This is a genomic window from Marisediminitalea lipolytica, from assembly GCF_001758465.1.
GTDB classification, from domain to species: domain Bacteria; phylum Pseudomonadota; class Gammaproteobacteria; order Enterobacterales; family Alteromonadaceae; genus Alteromonas; species Alteromonas lipolytica.
Map to the genome: position 1 here is coordinate 649,025 of NZ_MJIC01000010.1, position 23,422 is coordinate 672,446.

A 23,422-nucleotide genomic window follows, 5' to 3' on the forward strand; every position below is an offset into this window, starting at 1 on the left:
CTTCATGGCCTTCGATAAAAAATTACTGGAAATTGTTGCTTGTCCGGTGTGTAAGGGAAAACTCATTTACACCGAACAGGAAGAGCCGGGGTTGGTTTGCCGGTTCGACCGTTTAGTTTATCCCATCAATGATGGTATTCCGGTATTGTTAGAAGAACGGGCAACTTCCATCAGCCTGGAACAACTTGAAGCAATTAAAAAAGGGTAATCCAATGGATTTCACGGTTATTATTCCTGCCCGTTACCAGTCGAGCCGTTTCCCGGGCAAACCGCTTGCTGATATTCAGGGGAAGCCGATGATCCAGCATGTGGTTGAGCGTGCCACAGAAGCGGGGGCAAATAAAATCATTGTGGCTACCGATGATGAGCGGATTGCCACCGTGGCTGAGGCGTTTGCACAGGTGGTAATGACGTCAACCGAGCATACCTCAGGTACTGAAAGGTTAGCTGAGGTGATTGCCCGTGAACAAATTGCCGATGACACTGTTATTGTGAATGTGCAGGGGGATGAACCCTTTGTACCAGCCGACAACATCAGACAGGTGGCTTTAAACCTCAGAGCCAATCCTTCAATGCAAATGGCCACATTGTGCACTGCGATTAGCGACGAAGAGGAAGTGTTTAACCCGAATATTGTAAAAGTGGTTTTTTCGACAACCGGCAAGGCGCTGTATTTTTCCCGATCAGTGCTGCCTTTTGCCCGGGATACCATGATGTCGACACCGGTGAGTGCTGATCCTTCTTTGTATTTCCGGCATATAGGTTTGTATGCCTATACCGCTAAATACATTAATCAGTACGTCAGTTACGCGCCGTCTGCACTGGAGCAGATTGAGTCGCTGGAGCAACTCAGAGCACTGTGGTATGACGACGCCATCCATATCGAAGAAGCGATAGCACCGCCTCCGGTTGGCATAGATACACCTGAAGATTTGGCTCATCTGCTGAATGTTCTGGCGGCGCGGGCCTGAACCATACCAAGGAGTTTTTATGAACGTAGTGATTACCGGTGCAAATCGTGGCATCGGACTGGCGCTTACCAGGCATTATCTGGCTGCGGGCCACACCGTTTATGGCGTGTGCCGTAATAGTTCTGATCAACTCAATGCCAGTGATGCTGTGGTTATCGATGGCGTGGATGTCAGCGATCCAGAAACTTTGCCAGCTCATCTGTCGGCTTTGAAAGACGTTAGCATTGATATCCTTATCAATAACGCCGGTGTACTGGCGAATGAATCATTAAACGAATGGCAGCCCAACACGGTGGATTATCAGTTCAGGGTAAATGCGATGGGCCCATTGCTGGTTACGCAATGTTTGTTAACGCAACTCAGCGAGGGCAGTAAAATTGCGCTGATCACCAGTCGAATGGGGTCGATGGCGGATAACGGCTCTGGTGGTTACTATGGCTACCGTATGAGTAAAGCCGCCCTGAATGCGGCAGGTGTATCCATGGCAAAAGATTTGCAAAGTGAGGGAATTGCGGTGGGATTGTTTCACCCCGGATTCGTGCAAACTGACATGGTTGGCGGTAACGGCGATGTCGATGCCGATACTGCCGCAGCCAATCTGATAGCCCGCATAAACGAGCTTAACCTGGATAACGCCGGACGGTTTATTCATGCAAACGGTGAAGCGTTACCCTGGTAACACTTCACTCTAAACGCGCAAGAGGCGGCGGGTTACGCCTCTTCGCTATCCTCTTCATCCTGGTCGTCAGATAATACTGCCCACATATCATGCTCATTGGTGTGGATCACTTCGGCCCAGACATGTTGCCCTGGTGTAACGTCATAAACACCGTTGAGATGAACCACGCCGTCAACCTCAGGAGCATCTGCGTAACAACGTCCCACAGCGCCTTCGGCATCAACGCTGTCGATGACAACCTGATATTCCTGACCAATACGCAGTTTCAGGCGCTCAGCACTGATCTCACTTTGCACCGCCATAAAACGTTCCAATCGCTGTTGTTTAATTTCTTCATCAACAGGGTCGGGTAAATCGTTAGCGGTAGCACCTTCCACCGGCGAATAGGCAAAGCAGCCAACGCGGTCCAGCTGCGCTTCACGCAGGAAGTCCAGCAGTTCGCAAAATTCTTCTTCGGTTTCACCCGGGAAACCAACAATGAAGGTAGAACGAATAATTAACTGCGGACACGCCTCACGCCATTGTTTAATGCGCTCCAGCGTGCGCTCGGCACTGCCCGGACGTTTCATCAGTTTAAGAATACGTTTGTTGGCGTGTTGAAACGGGATATCCAGATAAGGCAGGATTTTACCTTCGTTCATCAGCGGGATTAAGTTGTCTACATGAGGGTAGGGATACACATAATGCAGTCGTACCCACATGCCCATTTCACCCAGTTTTTCGCACAGTTGTTGCAGGTGCGTTTTTACCGGCATGCCGTTCCAAAACCCGGTGCGGTGTTTAACATCGACGCCGTATGCACTGGTGTCCTGTGAAATTACCAGTAATTCCGTTACGCCGGCGTTTTTCAGGCGCTGGGCTTCATCGAGGATTTCGCCAATCGGGCGACTGACCAGATCGCCGCGCATCGATGGAATTATGCAAAAGGTACAACGGTGGTTACAGCCTTCGGAAATCTTAAGATAAGCAAAGTGACGCGGTGTCAGCTTGATACCATGATCCGGGATCAGATGTTCGAAGGGATTATGCTGTGGTTTGGGCAAATGATCATGCACCTGATTGACCACTTCCTCATAGGCGTGGGGCCCGGTTATGGCCAGCACATTGGGGTGCACTTCGCGGATCTCGTTTTCTTTTATGCCCAGGCAGCCGGTTACGATTACCTTACCGTTCTCGGCCAGTGCTTCGCCAATGGTATCCAGTGATTCCTGTACCGCTGCATCAATAAAACCGCAGGTATTCACAATTACCAGCGCTGCGTCGTTATAGGTAGGTACAACCTCGTAGCCTTCGGTGCGCAGTTGAGTCAGGATCCGCTCAGAATCGACCAGGTTTTTCGGGCAGCCCAGGCTTACAAAGCCAATGCGCGCTCCACCATTTGTGGTGCTGACACTTTCCTGTGCTTGCTGCTCAAGTACCGCCTTAGGTCCTTCCATTGTGGTGGTTTGTTTCGGGTCAAATTTTTCAACGGTCATAGTGAACTCTGGTGTTTAGCAACAGCGGTTTTAAAGGGCGCAGAGTATACCCAAAAAATTCGCTGACTTCATCTTTGGCGTAGGAACTTTATGTGGGCAAAAGTCCAACCAGCAGGGCAGAGAGAGCCAGATGGTATTTGTGCTCAGTTCTTTTTTGTGAATTTATGTAACAGTCAGATTGCTGAGGTCCGACACGGCTTCCGTTTCAGGCTCTTCGCAGCCTGGGAGGTAACTTAAAACCTTGCGCAGTTAGTTGATTAAGCACACTTTTCGGACTTTGTCATAAATCGTTGCAATTCGGCTCTTAGGAATAATGCCCACGAATGATACAACCTGTCTTACTGACATATGGATAATCTTGGAGTAAATCAAATGAAGCAAGCAGGATTGTGGCTAACCGCAACGGTGCTGGCTATTGCGGCCTGGACAACATTGAATTTTCTGGCCACAACAGAAGGCTGGTTGCTTAAACCAATTGCACCTGAAGGCGATGTACCGGCTTTTTCGCAAGCATTGACAGAGTATGCGCAATCACAAAACACAGGCAATCTGGTTTTTGCCATTCTTGATGAAAAAGGCTTGCCCGTTAGCCAGCAGTTTTTTTCTGAAGGCCGGGCAGTAAATAGTGACAGTTTGTTTGGCGTTGCATCGCTGAGTAAATGGGTTACAGCGGTGGGTGTTATGACGCTGGTTGAAGACGGGATCCTGGCGCTGGATGAACCGGTGGAGACTTACCTTAAACGGTGGCATTTGCCGCCAAGCGAATTTGATAACAATGCGGTGACGTTGCGTCGCTTACTGAGTCATACCGCAGGAATTACCGACGGTCTGGGACATGATGGGTTTAAGCCCGGAGAACCGGTTCAGGCGCTGACGGAACACCTGACCAAAGCGGCTGATGCCGATCCGGCAGTGGATGGCAGAGTGAGGGTAGGCATGGCGCCCGGTAGTCGCTGGATGTATTCAGGAGGCAGTTATAATCTTGTTCAGCTTATCATTGAAGATGCGACTGGTGCTGATTTCACAGAGGTAATGCAAGCCAGGGTATTTACTCCACTGGGGATGAAAGATACCGGATTTACTGTCCCACGGGACAATCCCCGTTTAGCTGAATATTTTGGTGAAAATGGTGAGCGCCGGGAGTATCCAAACTATACCTCACTGGCGGCAACGGGGTTATATACGAGCTTGCATGATCTGATTATATTTGCCCAGGCTCAGCTACCCTCATCAGCAGTGGGTAGCGATCAGCCTCGCTTATTGAGTGATGCATCATTGGCGCAAATGCGGGCACCTTTGGCTAATGTCGATGGCCTTGATATCTGGGGTGCAGGGGTGATTATTTACGCGCCGCTGGCAAATGGTGATAACGTTATCGGACATGGCGGCCAGTCGCCGTTTCTGAATGCGTCTGTCAGGGTCAATCCTGCCACTGGCGCAGCCTTTATTGCTATTCAAACAGGCAATGCTAATGCGCTGGCTTCCGATTTAGGGACGTTGTGGACAACCTGGCAAACCGGCAAACCTGATCTCTACATTCTGCGTAATACCTTGGGCGATATGGTTTTGCGCATTTTAATTGGCACGGCACTGATTATTTTACTGGTGACTATTCTGGCTGTGATAAAGTGGCGACGTAGCCGGTCTACTCATAAGCTCAGCCAACAATTAATGTCCGGAAAGTGAAAAACATGACAACAATAACCCATTACACAAGCTCTGAAGGCATAGACTGGTCTGGCGTTATTGCCGTAATGCAACAGCTTCGCCCCCAGCTTGCGGCAGCAGACATAGAGCAACAAATTAAGACTCAGTTTTCTCTGGGGTATCAGTTGCTGGTGGCCACCAATGACGAAAAAGTCATTGGACTTGCCGGTTTTATCGTCGGCTGCAAGCTGGCCTGGGGCAAGCATTTGTATATCGATGACCTGGTTGTTGCTGAACAATTCCGTGGTCAGCATACCGGACAGGCGTTACTGAATCATTGTCGCGAGATAGCGCAAGCTGCCGGTTGTCAGAGCCTGCACCTGGACTCAGGTACCCAACGTCATGGCGCCCACGCTTTTTATTTGCATGAAAAGATGCATATCAGCAGCTTTCATTTTGCCACATCACTTTAGTTTTTTATTATGATCCCGTTACCCCTTAAACATTATGATGAAGCTGGTACCGTGCTGGCGCCCCGGTGGTTTTACTGGATGCTGGCCATAGCGTGTCGGGATCTGTTGTTAGTCGTGGCGTTTACCGCTATACCGGCAGAGTCTGCACGTTTGTACAGGCTGTTTTTTCCTCATAGTGACACGCTGTGGCTGCAGGTTGTTGCTACGTTGCCTTTTTTGCTGGTGGTTTTACTGGTAAGTTTCAGAGAGCAACTATGGCAGCACGGCTACACAGGCTGGCGCTTGCTTATTAAACCACTGTGTAGTCTCGGGGCGTTATTTCAGCTTGGCGTGGTTGTCAGCTTTTTACAACGGGCAGGCTGGCAATTTGATGGCTATCTAGGGAGTGTGGTGATGGTGTTGGTGACGTTTATTTATATGGTTAATCGCAGTCATCATATCGATGTTATGCTTAAAGACTGGCGACAGCCACCAGTCAGGGTTAAGCAAAATTAACATTAAGCCGGGGTTAAACACTATGCCCGGGTTAATTACTGGGTATTGTTGGCCAGAGCCTGATCAAAATAGGCTTTAACGCTTACCTGACTATCATTAACCAGGCGTTCGTAACATATCCCGGCAAAAGCATAGGAATAAAGGCCAACATCCAGTACTACAAACGGGGCTGCTTTATCAGAATCATCATAGCGCCACTGACCACCAATAATGCTTTTCATCACTTCGCCAATGTAGGCGCCATAAATGTTACACAGGGTAAATACGGCATTGTCTTCCAGGGCCTGATCTTTAAAGCGATCAACAAAAGCCAGTAGCAGATTGTCGACCATCTCGATGCTATCAGGACTGAAATCCAGTGTAACATCAAACATGTCCTTGCTGGTTTCTACCGCATCTTTTGCGCTGTCTGCCATCAGTTGTTCTAATTCGTGTTGTTGCATTATGGCTCTCCTTTTATCGTATTGTGCGCGACGCAGCTTAAAATGTCGAGTCAGGACAACGTTCACGCACCGCAGAGTTTGTTGACAATACGGGCCGCCGCAAACATGCCAAATGATGCCGTGACCATCACCGATGCGCCAAATCCGGAGGTGCAGTCGAGTCGGGTACTGCCATCATTCAGCGATTTATTATGGCACACCGAGCCATCGGGCTGCGGATAACGGAGCTGTTCGGTTGAAAAAATACACTCTATACCAAACCGACGTTTAGGGTTTTTAGAAAAACCATAGTTACGGCGCAGTTCGTTTCGCAGCTTTGCTGCCAGCGGATCCTGAATGGTGCGGGCTAAATCGGCACAGGTGATCTGAGTCGGGTCGATTTGTCCGCCTGCACCACCCACGGTGACTACCGGGATTTTATTGCGTTTGCAGTAATACAAAATACTGGCTTTGGCTTTGATAGAGTCAGTGGCTTCAATAACACCGTCATACTGGCCGTCCATGTATTCCATCACTGTTTCAGGGGTAACGAAATCTTCGATAGCATGGACCACGCAGTCAGGGTTTATCTGTCTGATACGATCCGCCATCACCGCCACTTTTGACTGTCCGATGGTGTCAGCCATTGCGTGGATCTGGCGGTTAGTATTGGTGATACAAATATCGTCCAAATCAATTAGAGTTATTTGCCCTATGCCGGTCCGGGCTAGAGCTTCTGCACTCCAGGAACCCACACCGCCAATGCCTATAACAGCGATGTGCAAACCCGCAATGGTGGTTGTGGGGGATTCACCATACAATCTGGCGACACCGCCAAAGCGTTGTTTATCAAACATTTCAAAGCCTTTTTGGGTTGATGTTAGCAATGGGTCGAGTACTATCGGGGTGAGTTTAGCATTTTTCAATAGATTACCCATGTCAGAATGTGATTTTGCCATTATTGGTGCCGGTATTATTGGTGCAGCTGTAGCTTTTAAGCTCAGCCAGCGTCAACCCCAGGCCAGAATACGCGTCTTCGATAAAGAACCGTTTTGTGCGGCTCATCAAACGGGGCGTAATTCGGGGGTAATTCATGCTGGTGTGTATTATGAGCCAGGCAGCTTTAAAGCCCGTTTTTGTCGTGCTGGCCTGGAGCATACCTATGAATTTTGCCAGCGTTTCGATTTACCCTACGAGCAATGCGGGAAGCTGATTGTGGCTACCAGGGATAGCGAGTTACCGGCTATGGAGCGCTTATTTAAACGCTGTCAGGAAAACGACTTAGCGCCCCGGTTACTCAGTGCCGCAGAAATCAAACGTCGTGAGCCAAACATTCACGCCGTTGGCGGTTTTTATGTCGGGCAAACGGGCATAACGGATTACCGCGCGATTACGGATTGTTTGTTACAACAGGCAAAGCTACAGGGTGCTTGTGATGTAAATTATCATCATCAGTTGGTCGACATAAATGCTAATGACAGCGGGGTTAGCCTCACTTTTAAACAGCCTCAGGGGGAGAGCAGGGTAAAGGCGGCTCAGCTCATTAATTGTGCGGGTATTTACAGTGATGAGTTGATTCGATTACAGGGACTTAGCTGCGATTTCAGAATGCTGCCATTTAAAGGCGAGTATTTTAAGCTCGGTGAAAAATACAACAATATCACCCAACACCTGATCTATCCCGTTCCTGATCCTGCTATGCCGTTTCTTGGCGTGCATTTAACCCGTATGATTGGTGGTTACACAACTGTTGGCCCTAATGCCGTGCTGACAACCGGTCGCGAGGCTTATGATCATCTGTTGAGTAAGGATGCCGAGTGGCGAACAGTGTTCGGGCATAGCGATGTCTGGATGCTTTTATGGCGGTATAAAAAAGCAGCGGTTAAGGAGTTATACTCATCGCTATCTAAGGCGCATTATGCGCGATTGGTGAGTCGGTATTGTCCGGGCATTACGGCCGCTGACTTCCAACCTTATCGAGCCGGAATACGCGCTCAGGCCGTTGATAGTAACGGCAACCTGATCCACGACTTTAAGTTCATTGAGTCTGCGAATGCCTTGCATGTGGGTAATGCACCATCACCCGCGGCTACCAGTGCGTTACCCATTGCCGATGAGATAATTCAACGACTGTTCTAAAACATAGAATAATCAGTCCAAATGTTCCGTTAACCCGTTTGTGTTGTTTTGTGGTCAACTTGTTAACACATTAAACAGTACAACGGGAGACAGGCATGGGCTTGCTGATTAACGGTAAATGGCATGATAAGTGGTACGACACAGCTAAAAGCGGCGGTCGGTTTGAACGTCAGGATTCGTTGTTCAGAAATACCATTGAAAAGGGCGGGGAATTTGAGGCTGAAAGCGGCCGCTATCATCTGTATGTATCCCTGGCCTGTCCTTGGGCTCACCGGACGCTTATCATGCGTCAGCTTAAATCGTTAACATCTCATATCAGCGTTTCGATTGTAAGTCCTGACATGCTCGATAATGGCTGGACATTTTTACCTTACAAGGGCAGCACAGGAGACACCCTGTATGGCCATCGTTATATGTACGAAATCTATCTTCGCCAGCAGGCTGACGTGACGACCCGGGTTACCGTACCGGTGTTGTGGGATAAAAAGACCGAGCGTATCGTTAACAACGAGTCAGCGGAAATTATCCGTATTTTAAATAACAGTTTTAACGATATTACCGGTAATTACAGTGATTTTTATCCCGAGCAGTTGCGCCCGGAAATTGATGAAGTTAACCAGTGGGTTTACAACGACATTAACAATGGGGTTTACAAAGCGGGGTTCGCCACCGACCAGGCGGTATACGAAGCGGCGGTGGACAAGCTGTTTAGTGCTCTTGACAAGGTAGAAGCACGGCTGCAGCGCCAGGCATTTTTAGTGGGCAATCACCTTACCGAAGCTGATATCCGGTTGTTTACCACGCTGGTTCGGTTTGATGCGGTGTATCACGGCCACTTTAAGTGTAATCGTAAACAAATTCAGGATTATCCGGCGATGTTTGATTATATGAAGCGTATTTACCGGTTGGATGGTGTGGCGGACACCACTAATATGGATCATATTAAACGGCACTATTATTACAGCCACACGATGATTAATCCTACTCAGGTGGTACCCGTCGGGCCTGACGTCTCTTTATGGAAATAGGATAAAAATGACCAATAGAACAATAAAGCAACTTGTTAGCGGTATGCCCACCCAGGACGGTGCCGGTGTGAGTTTAACCCGCATCATCGGTCAGCGCGCGTTACCCAATTTAGATCCTTTTTTGATGCTCGACTACTTTGGTTCTGATAAGCCCGATGACTACATTGCGGGTTTTCCACCCCATCCACACCGCGGTTTTCAGACGGTTACTTACATGCTCAAAGGAAAAATGGGGCATCGTGACTCAGTAGGAAACGAGGGAATAATCGAGGACGGCGGTATACAGTGGATGAATGCAGGAAAAGGTATCATTCATGAGGAAATGCCAAAACAAACCGATGGCGAGCTGAAAGGGTTTCAGTTGTGGGTGAATCTGCCTGCCAGGGATAAACTTTCAGCACCAGGCTATCAGGATATTAAACCGGAACGTGTGCCTGTAGTGGAAGTCGGAGATAACATCTCTGCCAAAGTATTAGCGGGCAGTCTTTGTGGTGTTAACGGGCCCGTTGAGACAACTAATGTTAAACCCTTGTTTATCGACCTGCACTGGCAGTCGCAAGCTGCGGCGACGTTAGCTGTAACGGCGGGGCACAATGCCTTTATTTATTGCTACGATGGTGGGCTGCAAGTAAGTGGTGAAACGGTTGAAAGCGGCAAGCTGGCTGTATTAACCGATGGCGATGAGGTTTTACTTCACAGTGGAAGAGCAGGTAAAGCTATCCTGGTGGCGGCAGCACCCATTGGTGAACCTGTGGTTCAGTATGGTCCATTCGTCATGAATACCGAAGCTGAAATTCATCAGGCCATTCAGGATTATCAACAAGGTAAACTGACCGTCTGAACAATCCAGTAAAATTCCCTACCGTTGACGGATAATTAATCAATCATCCGTCAATCTGTATACTCATCGCATTTATTTCAGATAAAACGTGCCGCAATGTTGATTGCCCTGCATTCCTTGATTAACATGGTTTAAGGAATAAATAAGTATCGCTTTTCTTGTTTAGCATTCAAATAAAGCAAAGAAAGTGAAACCAATCAACAGGAATTTCAATGAAACCAGTCGTATTAGCCGGAGGCTCTGGCAGTCGTTTATGGCCTAAATCCCGCGCAGCTTTACCTAAACAGTTTCTGGCATTAACTTCAGAACAAACCATGCTGCAGGAAACGTTACAACGTTTGGAAGGCAGTAGTGCCGCTAACCCCATTGTTATCTGTAACGATGCTCACCGGTTTTTAGTGGCGGAACAGCTTCGTCAGATGGGCGGAGAGCATGGTGGAATCATTCTTGAGCCGGTTGGCCGTAACACTGCACCCGCTATCGCACTGGCTGCCTTACATGCCATGCAAACCGATGATGATCCGGTTCTGCTGGTACTGGCAGCGGATCACCTGATTAAAGACTCTGCCAGTTTCAAAGCGGCTGTAGCCAAAGCCAATGAACTGGCATTAGCCGGTAAACTGGTGACCTTTGGCATAGTACCTGATCAGGCTCACACCGGTTATGGTTACATAAAAGGTGGTGAAGCGCTGGGCGTTGGCATGCAGGTAGACGAGTTTGTTGAAAAACCAGACCTGGCCACCGCGCAGCAATATGTGGATTCCGGCAATTATTTCTGGAACAGCGGCATGTTTATGTTTAAGGCCAGTGTCTATCTGGATGAACTGAAAAAATATGCGCCCGAAATGTACAGCATTTGTGAGCAGGCGATTGCTTCAGAAAGCAAAGATTTAGATTTTATCCGTATTGACCCGGAGATCTTCGCAACCTGCCCGGACGATTCTATTGACTATGCGGTAATGGAAAAAACCGAATTAGCTGCGATGGTGCCGCTGGATGCCGGTTGGTCAGATGTAGGCAGTTGGTCTTCGCTGTGGGAAACCGCAGATGTTAAAGATGACAACGGTAATGTTATCGTCGGTGATGCCATCCTGGAAGGGGTTAACAACAGCTACATCAACGCTGAAGAGCGTTTAATCGCAGTCGTAGGCCTGGATGACGTAGTGGTTGTTGAAACCAAAGACGCGGTGATGGTAGCAAATAAAAACAAAGTGCAGGACATTAAGAACGTAGTTAACCAGCTTAAGGCCGAACGTCGTCCTGAATTTGAATTCCATCGTGAGGTGTTCCGTCCGTGGGGAAGTTATGACTCCATTGATAACGGTAAGCGTTTTCAGGTTAAGCGTATTTCTGTTAAACCGGGCGAAAAATTATCGGTGCAGATGCATCATCACCGGGCAGAGCACTGGATTGTCGTATCGGGTACCGCTAACGTAACCATTGGTGAAAAAACGCAACTGGTTACCGAAAACGAGTCTGTGTACATTCCAATCGGCGATGTTCACGCACTGGAAAACCCGGGCAAGATCCCACTTGAACTGATCGAAGTGCAGTCAGGTGCTTATCTGGGTGAAGATGATATTGTCCGTTTTTCTGACCGTTACGGCAGAACAGAATCTAAATAAGCTGAGTAATACTATTTATGACAACACCTATTACCTGTTTTAAAGCGTATGACATTCGTGGTGAGTTAAATACTCAGCTTAACGAAGACGTGGCATACCGTATTGGTTTTGCCTTTGCAGAAGAGCTTTCAGCGAAAACTGTAGTGGTTGGCGGTGATGTTCGGTTAACGTCATTGCCTTTAAAACTGGCGTTAAGCGCCGGTTTGATTGACGGTGGCGCATCGGTGACCGATATTGGTGTTGCTGGTACCGAAGAAATCTATTTTGCGACTAAACACCTCGGTGTAGATGGCGGTATAGAAGTCACAGCCAGTCATAACCCAATCAACTATAACGGTATGAAACTGGTAAAAGCCGGTTCGGTACCGATTAGCGGTGATACGGGACTGAATGCGATTAAAGAGCGGGCTGAAGCCCTGGATGATGCTTATGTAGCAGAGCGCCTGGATTTTTATGCCAAAGGCGCAAAGTTCGACGCGGACGCTTTCTTTAACGGTAAAGCCTTTATTGCTACTGACATTCTGGCCGAAACCGGTCAGTATCAGCGTCATCTGAATATGGATGCTTACGTATCTCATATTCTGTCTTATGTTGATATTAACAACTTTACGCCGCTTAAAATTGTGACTAATGCGGGTAACGGTGCTGCCGGTTTGGCTCTTGATGCCATTGAGCAAAGATTGCTGGCCAAGGACGTTCCTGTTGAGTTTGTCAAAGTGCATCACAATGCCGATGGCACCTTCCCCAATGGTATTCCTAATCCGCTGTTACCAGAGAATCGTGCGGATACCGCAAACGCGGTAATTGAACATGGCGCTGATTTTGGTATTGCCTGGGACGGAGATTTTGACCGCTGTTTCCTGTTTGACGCCGACGGTAACTTTATTGAGGGTTACTATATCGTTGGTTTACTTGCCAAGGCGTTCCTGGATAAAGGGCCGTCTAAAATCATTTATGATCCGCGTGTTTACTGGAATACCGAAGACATTATTACGTCTTCCGGTGGTACGCCAATAAAATGCAAGACAGGCCACGCGTTTATCAAAGAGCGTATGCGTAAAGAAGATGCGGTGTATGGTGGCGAAATGAGTGCCCATCATTACTTCCGCGATTTTGCCTACTGTGATTCAGGTATGATCCCGTGGTTGTTGGTAGCGGAGCTTATCTGTACGAGTCAGAAATCGCTGGCTGATATGGTTAAGGAACGCATTGAAGCATTCCCGTCTTCAGGTGAAATTAACAGTACATTGAAAGATGCCGATGCCGCGCTTGCCCGCGTACTGGCCAAATACCAACCATTAGCCGAAGTGATTGACGAAACAGATGGTATTGGTCTGGAGTTTGGTAACTGGCGCTTTAATTTACGTAAATCAAACACGGAACCGGTTATTCGACTTAACGTGGAGTCAAAGGGCGATATTGCGTTAGTTGAAGAAAAAACCCAAGAGTTATTGGATCTCATCAGAGCGGAATAAGCACGCTGATTGGCTAAACATAAAAAACCAGCGTTAAGCTGGTTTTTTTATGCGAGCTTTACGGTGTCAGCGGCTGAATATCATTACTGCATGTGACAGCACTACGATGGTAGTGAGCTGCATTCTGAGTTTGGTATAGGACACCACCATATCTTTTGGCAGGGTTAATACCTGTTTGTCGTAGAACATCATTAATAAGTAACTAATGCTTAAGATACCGAGAACCCAGGGAGCTCCAGATTGAGTAAGACAGAGCCAGCCAACAATAGTGGGCAACATGGCAACATACATCTGATGCCCTTGCTTGTGACTGCTGATTGCATCGTACCAATGTACACCACCGAAGAAGGACAACAGCACCGCTGAATACTGGGTAAAATAGAGATAAACCAGAGACTGAGGCATGACATCGGTAAACGTTAGTATGTTTAAACCAATAAATGGCAGTAAACCAGCAAAACCAAGTTGTTTTATTAACGGTTGCATCGCGCTTTTATTACCTTGCTTAGATTAAATATTTAAAATTTATTACGAAAATTTCTATTAACAGGATTATCAAGAAATTAATCAAATGCGTTATGTGGCAAAAACTATTTATCTGATTAATTCGCTATTTGTTAAATAATGGTTAATTTTAATGGTTAATAAAAAGTTAAGTGGCTAATTATTAAAAATAAAAAAGGCCCGCACTGCGAGCCTTTAAATTTAACAATTAAATTTGCTTATTTAATTGGCGTATATTTACGCTCAGTGTGACCGGTGTACAACTGGCGAGGACGACCGATTTTCTGACCCGGGTCAGACATCATTTCGTGCCAGTGAGAGATCCAGCCAACGGTACGTGACAGAGCAAAGATACAGGTGAACATATTGGTTGGAATACCAATCGCTTTCAGCACGATACCAGAGTAGAAGTCCACGTTAGGGAACAGTTTCTTCTCTGCAAAGTACGGGTCTTCCAGCGCGATACGTTCCAGTTCCATTGCTACATCAAGTAATGGATCTTTAACGTCAAGCTCTGCGAATACTTCGCGGCAGCTTTCCTGCATAACCGTAGCACGTGGGTCGTAGTTTTTGTAAACACGGTGACCAAAGCCCATAAGACGGAACGGATCGTTCTTATCCTTGGCACGAGCGATAAATTCAGGAATACGGTCAACCGTACCAATTTCTTCCAGCATCTGCAGACAAGCTTCGTTAGCACCACCGTGGGCAGGGCCCCACAGAGACGCAACACCAGCTGCGATACATGCGTAAGGGTTGGCACCAGACGAGCCAGCCAGACGTACAGTCGAGGTTGACGCGTTTTGTTCGTGGTCCGCGTGCAGCGTAAAGATACGGTCCATAGCGCGTTCTACCGCCGGGCTGATTTTATATTCTTCAGCAGGCACAGAGAACATCATGTTCAGGAAGTTAGCCGCGTAGCTTAAATCGTTACGTGGATAAACAAACGGCTGACCGATGTTATACTTGTAACACATTGCAACCAGGGTAGGCATCTTCGCGATTAAGCGGTGCGCACAGCGTACACGCATGTCGAAATTATGCACGTCAAGATCACTGTGGTAGAACGATGACATGGCGCCAACGGTACCATTCAGCATGGCCATTGGGTGAGCATCGTTACGGAAACCATGGAAGAACATGTGAATTTGCTCATGTACCATGGTGTGGCGTTTGATGGTGTTTTCGAATTCTTCGTATTCTTCTTTGTTTGGCGCGTCACCGTGCAGCAGCATGTGACAAACTTCCAGATAGCTCGCATCGCGTGCCAGTTCTTCGATAGGGAAGCCACGGTGTAACAGTACACCTTTCTCACCATCAATGAACGTGATAGAAGACTCGCAAGATCCGGTCGCCATAAAACCAGGGTCATAGGTGAAATAACCATGTTTACCAAGGGCACGAATGTCAATTACGTCTTGTCCTGCTGTACCAGACAAGATAGGAAGTTCTATTTCCTTGTCGCCCGCTTTCAGAATGGCTTTTTGATCTGCCATATGTTGCTCTCCTCAGAATTTTCTTTATCAGGATGTTACTCAATTTTGAGCAATCCGGTGGGAAAAGTGGCGTAGTTTTACTTTATTATGCAGTAACAAGTCAATTTTATTACTTATATTACATACAAATATTCTAGATTATTTTTCATTATACTGGTACTGCCCGGCGCGGGATCAAGGGATTTTATCCTTTCTACGACCTAAGACTAATGTCCTAATACCACACAAAAAATTGTAATTATAATAGGTCGTGGATATACTCTGGCCTACTTAAATTAGCTGAATAATTATTCTGTTAATTAAGTAAAAAAATATTCACAAAATGTTAACATCTCAATGGATGAGAGAATTAACTTAGTAACAATCATAATCACTCTGTCAGGACTCAACACGAGAGTGATTTGTCCCTACGGATAAAACAGGCAAAAATTGTGAAAAAGCAAAGACCAGTAAATTTAGACCTAAACACCATTAAATTTCCTCCTTCTGCTATTTCGTCAATTCTCCATCGTGTAACAGGTGTCGCAATGTTCTTTGCGCTGCTGTTTGTGATCTGGGCATGGGCCGTTTCGGTATCATCTCCAGAAGGCTTTGCCAATGTGCAGGCTTTAATGGATGGATTGATTGGAAAGTTCATTGCAATCGGTACAGCTTCTGCGCTGACCTACCACATCCTTGGCGGTATCCGTCACGGTATTATGGATATGGGTCACTGGGAAGAGCTTGAGTCTGGTAACTTAAGCGCGCAGGTTGTTCTTGGTTTGTGGGTGGTACTGACAGTAGTTATAGGGGTTGCGTTATGGTAACAAATCAAGCAAGCATTAAGCGCAATGGTGTACAGGATTTTGTTTCCTTACGAGCGACTGCTTTTATAATCGCGCTTTACACTTTCTTCATTGCAGGATTTTTTATCACCACTGAAGAAGTGACTTTTGACGTATGGCAGGGACTGTTCTCTGGTATTGCGATGAAAGTGTTCACTCTCGCTGCATTGGTTTCCATCATGATCCATGTTCGCATTGGTCTGTGGCAGGTGTTAACCGATTATGTTAAGCCAACCGGTCTGCGCGCAATCATTCAGTATGTACTGAATATTATTGCGTTTGTCTATGTAGCAGTTGGTTTGTTTGTTTTGTGGGGAGTGTAAGATGAGTTTACCCGTTCATGAATTTGACGCCGTCGTAATTGGCGCCGGCGGTGCAGGAATGCGTGCAGCGCTGCAGATTTCGCAGTCTGGCAAATCCTGTGCATTATTATCGAAAGTTTTTCCTACCCGTTCACATACTGTGTCTGCCCAGGGCGGTATCACAGTAGCACTGGGTAATTCCCACGAAGATAACTGGGAATGGCACATGTACGATACCGTTAAAGGTTCCGACTATATCGGTGACCAGGACGCTATCGAGTACATGTGTAAAACCGGACCAGAAGCCATTATCGAAATGGAAAACATGGGTCTGCCATTTTCTCGTTTTGAGAACGGTAAGATCTACCAGCGTCCATTTGGTGGTCAGTCCAAGAATTTTGGTGGCGAGCAGGGCGCTCGTACTGCTGCCGCAGCTGACCGTACTGGTCACGCGTTACTGCATTTGCTGTATCAGCAAAACGTAAAAAACAAAACCAAAGTATTCAGCGAATGGTATGCACTGGATCTGGTAAAAAACCAGGACGGTGATGTTGTTGGTTGTACCGCAATCGATATTGAAACCGGTGAAGTGGTTTACTTCAAGTCTAAAGCCGTAGTGCTGGCAACCGGTGGTGCGGGTCGTATCTACGCATCAACCACCAATGCGCACATTAACACTGGTGACGGTGTTGGTATGGCGCTGCGCGCCGGTGTGTGCGTGCAGGACATGGAAATGTGGCAGTTCCACCCAACGGGTATTGCTGGCGCAGGTACGCTGGTAACAGAAGGTTGTCGTGGTGAAGGTGGTTACCTTCTGAACAAAGATGGCGAACGCTTTATGGAGCGTTATGCACCTAATGCTAAAGACTTAGCCGGCCGCGACGTTGTTGCCCGTTCAATGATTACTGAAATCCGTGAAGGCCGCGGTTGCGATGGCCCATGGGGACCGCATATCAAGCTTAAGCTTGATCACTTAGGTAAAGACGTACTTGAATCTCGTCTGCCGGGTATCCTTGAGTTGTCCCGTACCTTTGCCCACGTTGATCCGGTTAAAGAGCCGATTCCGGTAATTCCAACCTGTCACTACATGATGGGCGGTATTCCGACTAATGTTGACGGTCAGTGTCTGACCCTTGATGAAAACGGCAAAGAGAAACTGGTTAACGGTTTATTTGCCTGTGGTGAGATTGCCTGTGTATCTGTGCATGGTGCAAACCGCTTAGGTGGTAATTCATTGCTTGACCTTGTGGTATTTGGTCGTGCGACTGGTCTGCATCTGGGTGAAAAACTCGATGATATGACACCAACCCGCGAAGCGTCTGAATCTGATCTGGAAACGGCCATGGCGCGTTTCAATCGTTGGGAAAGCTCAGAGAAAGGCAAGGGCGAAGATCCAATTCAAATCAAGAAAGATTTACAGCAGTGCATGCAGCTTAACTTCTCGGTATTCCGTGAAGGCGATGCCATGGCTGAAGGTCTTAGCCAGCTTAAAGAAATCCGTGAACGTCTTAAGTCTGCACGTCTTGACGATAAGAGTTCTGACTTCAATACCCAGCGTATTGAGTGTTTAGAGCTGGATAACCTGATGGAAACGGCATTCAGTACTGCAGTTGCGGCTAACTTCCGTACAGAGAGTCGTGGCGCTCACAGCCGTATCGACTATCCGGATCGTGATGACGAGAACTGGTTATGTCATAGCGTATACAACCCGGCCACTGAAGCCATGGTTAAACGTGATGTCAACATGGCGCCTAAGCTTCGCGAAGCCTTCCCGCCGAAAGTACGTTCATACTAAGAGGGGTTAGACCATGCAATTATCTTTTTCGGTATACCGCTATAATCCTGAGGTGGACAATGCACCTCGCATGCAGGATTACACCCTGGAAGTGGAAGAAGGCCAGGATATGATGGTGCTGGATGCACTGTTACTATTAAAAGAGCAGGATCCAACGTTATCATTTCGTCGTTCTTGCCGCGAAGGGGTTTGTGGCTCTGACGGCATGAACATGAATGGTAAAAACGGTCTGGCATGTATTACACCACTGTCTGCGCTGGGCAAAGGTAAACTGGTTATTCGTCCGTTACCTGGTCTGCCGGTTGTGCGTGACCTGGTGGTTGATATGACCCAGTTCTACACCCAGTACGAGAAAATCAAGCCGTTCTTAATTAACGACAGCAAACAGCCACCTGCGCGTGAGCATCTGCAGTCTCCTGAAGAGCGTGCTAAACTTGACGGACTGTACGAGTGTATTCTTTGTGCATGTTGTTCAACATCTTGTCCATCATTCTGGTGGAACCCGGATAAGTTCATCGGACCAGCCGGCCTGTTGCACGCCTATCGTTTCCTTATCGATAGTCGCGATACTGCAACAGACGAGCGATTGAACGATCTGGATGATGCATTCAGCGTGTTCAGATGTCATGGCATAATGAACTGTGTAAGTGTATGTCCGAAAGGACTAAACCCGACTAAGGCAATCGGACAAATCAAGTCCATGCTGTTACAACGGGCTGTTTAGCAATTATCTTGATTACTGTTTCAGTAACAAGTGAGTAATGCATGAATGGCCATCCTTTCGGGGTGGCTATTTTTTTGTAAATGTGGCCGGTAGAAACTAACCGACCTAATAGTTTTATTGACAACCTAGCAAGGCACAATAATGCAAGAAAGCGTGATGAAAGCGTGGTGGGACTCATCGCACATGGCTGGAGCCAATGCTGCCTATGTGGAAGCATTGTACGAAGCCTACCTTGACGACCCGCAAAGTGTCTCTGATTCCTGGCGCGATACATTTGACGCCTTACCCAAAGTCGATGGCGTGGAATTAGAAAGTAACCATAGTCTGATTAAGGACCAGTTCCGACAATTAGCATCTCTGGGTCCGTTGGCCCGTTGTAGCAGTGGGTCTGCCACAACAACCAGCAGTAACCAGTCAGATGAAAAGCAGGTTAAGGTTTTACAACTTATCAATGCCTATCGTTTCCGTGGTCACCAGCATGCCAACCTTGACCCATTAGGGTTATGGCAGCAGGAACGCGTCAGAGACCTTGAACTGTCGCATCACAATCTTTCCGAAACGGATTTTGATACAGTGTTTAACGTTGGTTCTTATGCCATCGGTAAAGAAACCATGCCTTTAGGCGAACTGTTTAAATCGTTAAACAGAACCTACTGTAGCTCAATCGGTGCAGAATACATGCACATTACCGATACCGAGCAAAAACGCTGGTTACAACAACGTATTGAATCAGTCGAAGCGCGTCCTGAATTAGACCGCGATTCGAAAATCGATATTCTCAAAGGCCTGGTTGCAGCCGATGGTATGGAAAAATACCTGGGCTCTAAATTCCCGGGCGCCAAGCGTTTCTCACTGGAAGGTGGCGATGCGCTGATCCCAATGCTCAAAGGGCTTATCAAAGAAGCTGGTTCGCAAGGCACCAAAGAAGTGGTTGTGGGCATGGCTCACCGTGGTCGACTTAACGTGCTGGTAAACGTACTGGGTAAAAACCCGTCGGTACTGTTTGATGAATTTGGTGGCAAGCACGACGAGTCGTTGGGGGCCGGTGACGTAAAATATCACGCTGGTTATTCGTCTGACTTTGCTACACCAGGCGGTAACGTTCACCTGGCTTTGGCATTTAACCCGTCGCACCTTGAAATTGTAAACCCGGTGGTTATGGGCTCAGTTCGTGCCCGTCTTGACCGTCGCGAAAACAGTGCATTAAAGGTATTACCTGTGACCATCCACGGTGACTCGGCTATTGCCGGTCAGGGTGTGGTTCAGGAAACCTTTAACATGTCACAAACCCGTGGCTTTGCTGTGGGTGGTACCGTGCGTATCGTTATCAACAACCAGGTTGGTTTTACCACCTCGCGTACCGATGACACCCGATCAACGCAATACTGTACTGACATCGCGAAAATGGTGCAGGCGCCTATTTTGCACGTTAATTCAGACGATCCTGAAGCGGTGCTGTTTGTTACCAAGCTGGCACTTGATTTCCGTAATAAATTTAAGCGCGACGTAGTGATTGATCTGGTTTGTTATCGCCGCCACGGTCACAACGAGTCGGATGAGCCGAATGCTACACAGCCGGTGATGTACCAGAAAATTAAGAAGCATCCGGTACCGCGTGAAATTTACGCAGATCAGCTGATTGCCGAAGGTGTACTGGGTAAACAGGACGCCGACAAGCTGATTGAAGATTACCGGGCTGCTATGGACCACGGCGCCTGCGTGGTTGAAGAATGGCGACCAATGACCGAGCACTCGGTGGATTGGCATCCATACCTTGGCCACGACTGGGATACACCGTATGACGGTAGTATCAGTCTTGAAGAGCTGAAATCATTGGGTGAGCGCCTGGTGACTTATCCCGACAGTGTTAAATTACAGTCGCGGGTTAACAAAGTTTACACCGACCGTAAGTCAATGGTAGCCGGTGAGCGCGCGCTGGACTGGGGTATGGCAGAACTGCTTGCCTACGCGTCTATCGTAAAAGGCGGCACCAGCATTCGGATGACCGGTCAGGACTCTGGTCGTGGTACGTTCTTCCACCGCCACGCGGTGCTGCATAACCAGACCGACGCGTCGACCTATATGCCACTGCAACACATCAGTGAAGATCAGGAAGCCATCGAAATCTACGATTCAGTGCTGTCTGAAGAAGCGGTTATGGCTTTTGAATACGGTTACGCTACTGCAGAGCCGACCTGCCTGACTATCTGGGAAGCCCAGTTTGGTGACTTTGCTAACGGTGCTCAGGTGGTATTCGACCAGTTCTTAAGTTCTGGTGAAGCCAAGTGGGGTCGTCTGTGCGGTCTTACCGTATTGTTACCACATGGTTACGAAGGGCAGGGGCCGGAGCACAGCTCAGCGCGTCTTGAACGCTTCCTGCAGCTTTGTGCTGACCATAACTGGCAGGTTTGTGTGCCGTCTACGCCAGCACAGGTGTTCAACATGATCCGTCGTCAGGTAGTGCGCCCAATGCGTAAACCGCTGATTGTCATGTCACCAAAATCATTACTGCGTCACCCAATGGCGGTATCAACGCTTGAAGAACTGTCGGAAGGTGTATTCCATAATGTCATCGGCGAAGTAGATGAACTGCCAGCCAAAGACGTTAAACGCGTGGTGATGTGTTCTGGTAAGGTGTATTACGATCTGTTGGATCAACGCCGTAAGAACGAACAAACCGATGTAGCCATTATCCGTCTGGAACAACTCTATCCGTTCCCGCAGGAAGAATGCGCTAAAATTGTGGCAGAATACAGCCACGTTAAAGATTGGGTTTGGTGTCAGGAAGAGCCGCAAAACCAGGGTGCCTGGTATTGTAGTCAACATCACTTCTGGCAAGTGATTCCAGATGGTGCCAAATTAACTTATGCCGGCCGTGCCGCTTCTGCGTCACCAGCTGTAGGCTATCTATCCGTACACAACCAGCAACAGAAAGCCCTGGTTGAAGACGCTCTCACGATAAAATAAGGAACAGAGATGACTATTGAGATAAAAGTTCCGGTTCTACCCGAGTCAGTTGCCGACGCCACGATTGCAACCTGGCACGTAAAGGCCGGGGATAGTGTAAAACGCGACCAGAACCTGGTAGACATTGAAACTGATAAGGTAGTGCTTGAAGTAGTAGCGCCTGCAGATGGTGTTATCGGTGAGATTATCGATGAAGAGGGTGCAACTGTACTTGGTGAACAAGTGATTGCTAAACTTGAAGAAGGTGGTGCAGCTGCGTCTGCTCCAGCTGCTGAAAGAGCACCAGCACCTGCCAAAGAAGAAGCGCCAGCGGCACAAGCCAGTGGCGAAACTGTTGACATTAAAGTACCGGTTCTGCCTGAATCGGTAGCTGACGCTACCATTGCAACCTGGCATGTGGCGCCAGGCGAAAAAGTTAGCCGTGACCAGAACCTGGTTGATATCGAAACCGATAAAGTGGTGCTGGAAGTTGTTGCGCCTGCTGATGGTTCACTGGCCGAGATTCTGGCTGACGAAGGCACCACCGTAACTGCGGAAGAAGTAATTGCTAAATTTGTCGAAGGTGCCGGTGCTGCCGCTGCACCAGCAGCTGCTGCCGAAGCGGACAGCAGCGAAGACAGTGATGCGTTAAGCCCGTCAGTGCGTCGTTTACTGGCAGAAAAAGGCGTTGATCCGGCAAAAGTAAAAGGTTCTGGTAAAAACGGTCGAATCACCAAAGAAGATGTTGAGCAATATCTGAAAGGTGGCAGTGCACCAGCAGCAGCGAGTGCGCCAGCGGCAGAAGCACCAGCAGTACCTGCGGGTGAGCGTAGCGAAAAACGTGTTCCTATGACACGCCTGCGCAAAACCATCGCTAACCGCCTGCTGGAAGCTAAAAACTCTACTGCAATGCTAACGACCTTCAACGAAGTTAACATGAAGCCAATTATGGATCTGCGTAAGCAGTACCAGGATAGCTTTGAGAAGCGTCACGGCATTCGCCTTGGTTTCATGTCTTTCTACGTGAAAGCGGTAACTGAAGCACTGAAGCGTTTCCCTGAAGTGAATGCGTCTCTGGACGGTGATGACATCGTTTATCACAACTACTTTGATATCTCTATTGCGGTGTCAACTCCGCGTGGTCTGGTTACCCCGGTACTTAAAGATTCAGATACCCTGGGTATGGCCGGTATCGAAAAGGGTATCAAGGAACTGGCTATCAAGGGCCGTGACGGCAAACTGTCTATGGCAGAGCTGCAAGGTGGTAACTTCACCATCACCAACGGTGGTGTGTTTGGTTCACTGATGTCAACGCCAATTATTAACCCACCACAAAGCGCAATTCTGGGTATGCATAAAATCCAGGATCGCCCAATGGCGGTTAACGGCAAAGTTGAAATTTTACCAATGATGTATCTGGCACTGTCTTATGACCACCGGATCATTGATGGCAAAGAATCGGTTGGCTTCCTGGTCACCGTTAAAGAAATGCTGGAAGATCCAACACGTCTGCTACTGGATGTGTAAGACTTTCGTAGCATAACTATGAGTATGGATGATA

General features: G+C 47.9%; 22 protein-coding genes. 17 read left to right on the forward strand and 5 right to left on the reverse strand.

Features of this window, described 5'->3' with window-relative positions; all coding sequences use genetic code 11:
- Nucleotides 1–4 precede the first annotated feature (4 nt).
- The 3 genes from BFC17_RS08370 to BFC17_RS08380 are packed head-to-tail and all read left to right on the forward strand — an operon-like array spanning nucleotide 5 to nucleotide 1,650.
- Nucleotides 5–208, forward strand: a complete 204-nt coding sequence (locus tag BFC17_RS08370; protein ID WP_070175984.1) for a Trm112 family protein — start codon at nucleotides 5–7, stop codon at nucleotides 206–208.
- Between the two features lie 4 nt (nucleotides 209–212).
- Nucleotides 213–971, forward strand: coding sequence for a 3-deoxy-manno-octulosonate cytidylyltransferase (gene kdsB / locus BFC17_RS08375; RefSeq protein ID WP_070175985.1), 759 nt, complete (start codon nucleotides 213–215; stop codon nucleotides 969–971).
- Nucleotides 972–990: 19 nt separating this feature from the next.
- Nucleotides 991–1,650, forward strand: coding sequence for an SDR family oxidoreductase (locus tag BFC17_RS08380; protein ID WP_070175986.1), 660 nt, complete (start codon nucleotides 991–993; stop codon nucleotides 1,648–1,650).
- Between the two features lie 32 nt (nucleotides 1,651–1,682).
- Here BFC17_RS08380 and rimO read toward each other — a convergent pair whose 3' ends face one another.
- Complete coding sequence (gene rimO / locus BFC17_RS08385) at nucleotides 1,683–3,125, reverse strand: 30S ribosomal protein S12 methylthiotransferase RimO (RefSeq protein WP_070175987.1); 1,443 nt, start codon at nucleotides 3,123–3,125, stop codon at nucleotides 1,683–1,685.
- Nucleotides 3,126–3,497: 372 nt separating this feature from the next.
- Here rimO and BFC17_RS08390 point away from each other — a divergent pair, with 372 nt between their 5' ends.
- Genes BFC17_RS08390 through BFC17_RS08400 form a run of 3 tightly spaced genes read left to right on the forward strand, consistent with a single transcriptional unit; the run spans nucleotide 3,498 to nucleotide 5,740 of the window.
- On the forward strand, nucleotides 3,498–4,811 hold the full coding sequence (locus tag BFC17_RS08390; protein WP_070175988.1) for a serine hydrolase domain-containing protein: 1,314 nt from the start codon (nucleotides 3,498–3,500) through the stop codon (nucleotides 4,809–4,811).
- A 5-nt stretch (nucleotides 4,812–4,816) separates the two neighbouring features.
- Nucleotides 4,817–5,245 carry a GNAT family N-acetyltransferase gene (locus BFC17_RS08395; RefSeq protein WP_070175989.1) on the forward strand — a complete coding sequence of 143 codons (429 nt, stop codon included), beginning with the start codon at nucleotides 4,817–4,819 and terminating at the stop codon, nucleotides 5,243–5,245.
- A gap of 9 nt (nucleotides 5,246–5,254) precedes the next feature.
- The gene (locus BFC17_RS08400; RefSeq protein ID WP_070175990.1) at nucleotides 5,255–5,740 is read left to right on the forward strand and encodes a DUF2919 family protein; all 486 of its coding nucleotides are present in this window, start codon (nucleotides 5,255–5,257) and stop codon (nucleotides 5,738–5,740) included.
- Between the two features lie 35 nt (nucleotides 5,741–5,775).
- On the opposite strand, the gene BFC17_RS08405 is transcribed toward BFC17_RS08400, so the two are convergent.
- Together BFC17_RS08405 and tcdA are read right to left on the reverse strand one after the other, a co-directional pair.
- Nucleotides 5,776–6,183: a hypothetical protein gene (locus tag BFC17_RS08405; protein WP_070175991.1), complete on the reverse strand. Its 408-nt coding sequence runs from the start codon at nucleotides 6,181–6,183 to the stop codon at nucleotides 5,776–5,778.
- A 62-nt stretch (nucleotides 6,184–6,245) separates the two neighbouring features.
- Nucleotides 6,246–7,019 carry a tRNA cyclic N6-threonylcarbamoyladenosine(37) synthase TcdA gene (gene tcdA / locus BFC17_RS08410; RefSeq protein ID WP_070176286.1) on the reverse strand — a complete coding sequence of 258 codons (774 nt, stop codon included), beginning with the start codon at nucleotides 7,017–7,019 and terminating at the stop codon, nucleotides 6,246–6,248.
- 79 nt (nucleotides 7,020–7,098) lie between these two features.
- Between tcdA and lhgO the strand changes: the two genes are divergently transcribed.
- From lhgO to BFC17_RS08435, 5 genes are all read left to right on the forward strand, one after another.
- A complete protein-coding gene (lhgO, locus tag BFC17_RS08415) occupies nucleotides 7,099–8,301 on the forward strand; it encodes an L-2-hydroxyglutarate oxidase (RefSeq protein ID WP_070175992.1) in 1,203 nt (400 codons plus the stop codon).
- Between the two features lie 95 nt (nucleotides 8,302–8,396).
- Nucleotides 8,397–9,329, forward strand: a complete 933-nt coding sequence (locus tag BFC17_RS08420) for a glutathione S-transferase family protein (RefSeq protein ID WP_070175993.1) — start codon at nucleotides 8,397–8,399, stop codon at nucleotides 9,327–9,329.
- A gap of 7 nt (nucleotides 9,330–9,336) precedes the next feature.
- Entirely contained in the window at nucleotides 9,337–10,170 is an 834-nt protein-coding gene (locus BFC17_RS08425; protein ID WP_070175994.1) for a pirin family protein, read from the forward strand.
- 212 nt (nucleotides 10,171–10,382) lie between these two features.
- A complete protein-coding gene (locus BFC17_RS08430; RefSeq protein ID WP_070175995.1) occupies nucleotides 10,383–11,795 on the forward strand; it encodes a mannose-1-phosphate guanylyltransferase/mannose-6-phosphate isomerase in 1,413 nt (470 codons plus the stop codon).
- Nucleotides 11,796–11,812: 17 nt separating this feature from the next.
- Nucleotides 11,813–13,270, forward strand: coding sequence for a phosphohexomutase domain-containing protein (locus BFC17_RS08435; protein WP_070175996.1), 1,458 nt, complete (start codon nucleotides 11,813–11,815; stop codon nucleotides 13,268–13,270).
- Between the two features lie 66 nt (nucleotides 13,271–13,336).
- Here the strand turns inward: BFC17_RS08435 and BFC17_RS08440 are convergent, their stop codons facing one another.
- Both BFC17_RS08440 and BFC17_RS08445 read right to left on the reverse strand, forming a co-directional pair.
- Nucleotides 13,337–13,756: a DUF3429 domain-containing protein gene (locus BFC17_RS08440; RefSeq protein WP_070175997.1), complete on the reverse strand. Its 420-nt coding sequence runs from the start codon at nucleotides 13,754–13,756 to the stop codon at nucleotides 13,337–13,339.
- Between the two features lie 236 nt (nucleotides 13,757–13,992).
- Nucleotides 13,993–15,270, reverse strand: coding sequence for a citrate synthase (locus BFC17_RS08445; protein ID WP_070175998.1), 1,278 nt, complete (start codon nucleotides 15,268–15,270; stop codon nucleotides 13,993–13,995).
- Nucleotides 15,271–15,701: 431 nt separating this feature from the next.
- Between BFC17_RS08445 and sdhC the strand changes: the two genes are divergently transcribed.
- From sdhC to odhB, 6 genes are all read left to right on the forward strand, one after another.
- Nucleotides 15,702–16,076, forward strand: a complete 375-nt coding sequence (gene sdhC, locus BFC17_RS08450; protein WP_070175999.1) for a succinate dehydrogenase, cytochrome b556 subunit — start codon at nucleotides 15,702–15,704, stop codon at nucleotides 16,074–16,076.
- A complete protein-coding gene (gene sdhD / locus BFC17_RS08455; protein ID WP_070176000.1) occupies nucleotides 16,070–16,417 on the forward strand; it encodes a succinate dehydrogenase, hydrophobic membrane anchor protein in 348 nt (115 codons plus the stop codon). The genes sdhC and sdhD overlap by 7 nt, the downstream gene beginning before the upstream one ends.
- 1 nt (nucleotide 16,418) lies before the next feature.
- Complete coding sequence (gene sdhA, locus BFC17_RS08460; RefSeq protein ID WP_070176001.1) at nucleotides 16,419–18,191, forward strand: succinate dehydrogenase flavoprotein subunit; 1,773 nt, start codon at nucleotides 16,419–16,421, stop codon at nucleotides 18,189–18,191.
- 13 nt (nucleotides 18,192–18,204) lie between these two features.
- Nucleotides 18,205–18,915 carry a succinate dehydrogenase iron-sulfur subunit gene (locus BFC17_RS08465; RefSeq protein WP_070176002.1) on the forward strand — a complete coding sequence of 237 codons (711 nt, stop codon included), beginning with the start codon at nucleotides 18,205–18,207 and terminating at the stop codon, nucleotides 18,913–18,915.
- Nucleotides 18,916–19,056: 141 nt separating this feature from the next.
- Complete coding sequence (locus BFC17_RS08470) at nucleotides 19,057–21,882, forward strand: 2-oxoglutarate dehydrogenase E1 component (protein WP_070176003.1); 2,826 nt, start codon at nucleotides 19,057–19,059, stop codon at nucleotides 21,880–21,882.
- Between the two features lie 9 nt (nucleotides 21,883–21,891).
- Entirely contained in the window at nucleotides 21,892–23,388 is a 1,497-nt protein-coding gene (gene odhB / locus BFC17_RS08475) for a 2-oxoglutarate dehydrogenase complex dihydrolipoyllysine-residue succinyltransferase (RefSeq protein WP_070176004.1), read from the forward strand.
- Nucleotides 23,389–23,422 lie beyond the last annotated feature (34 nt).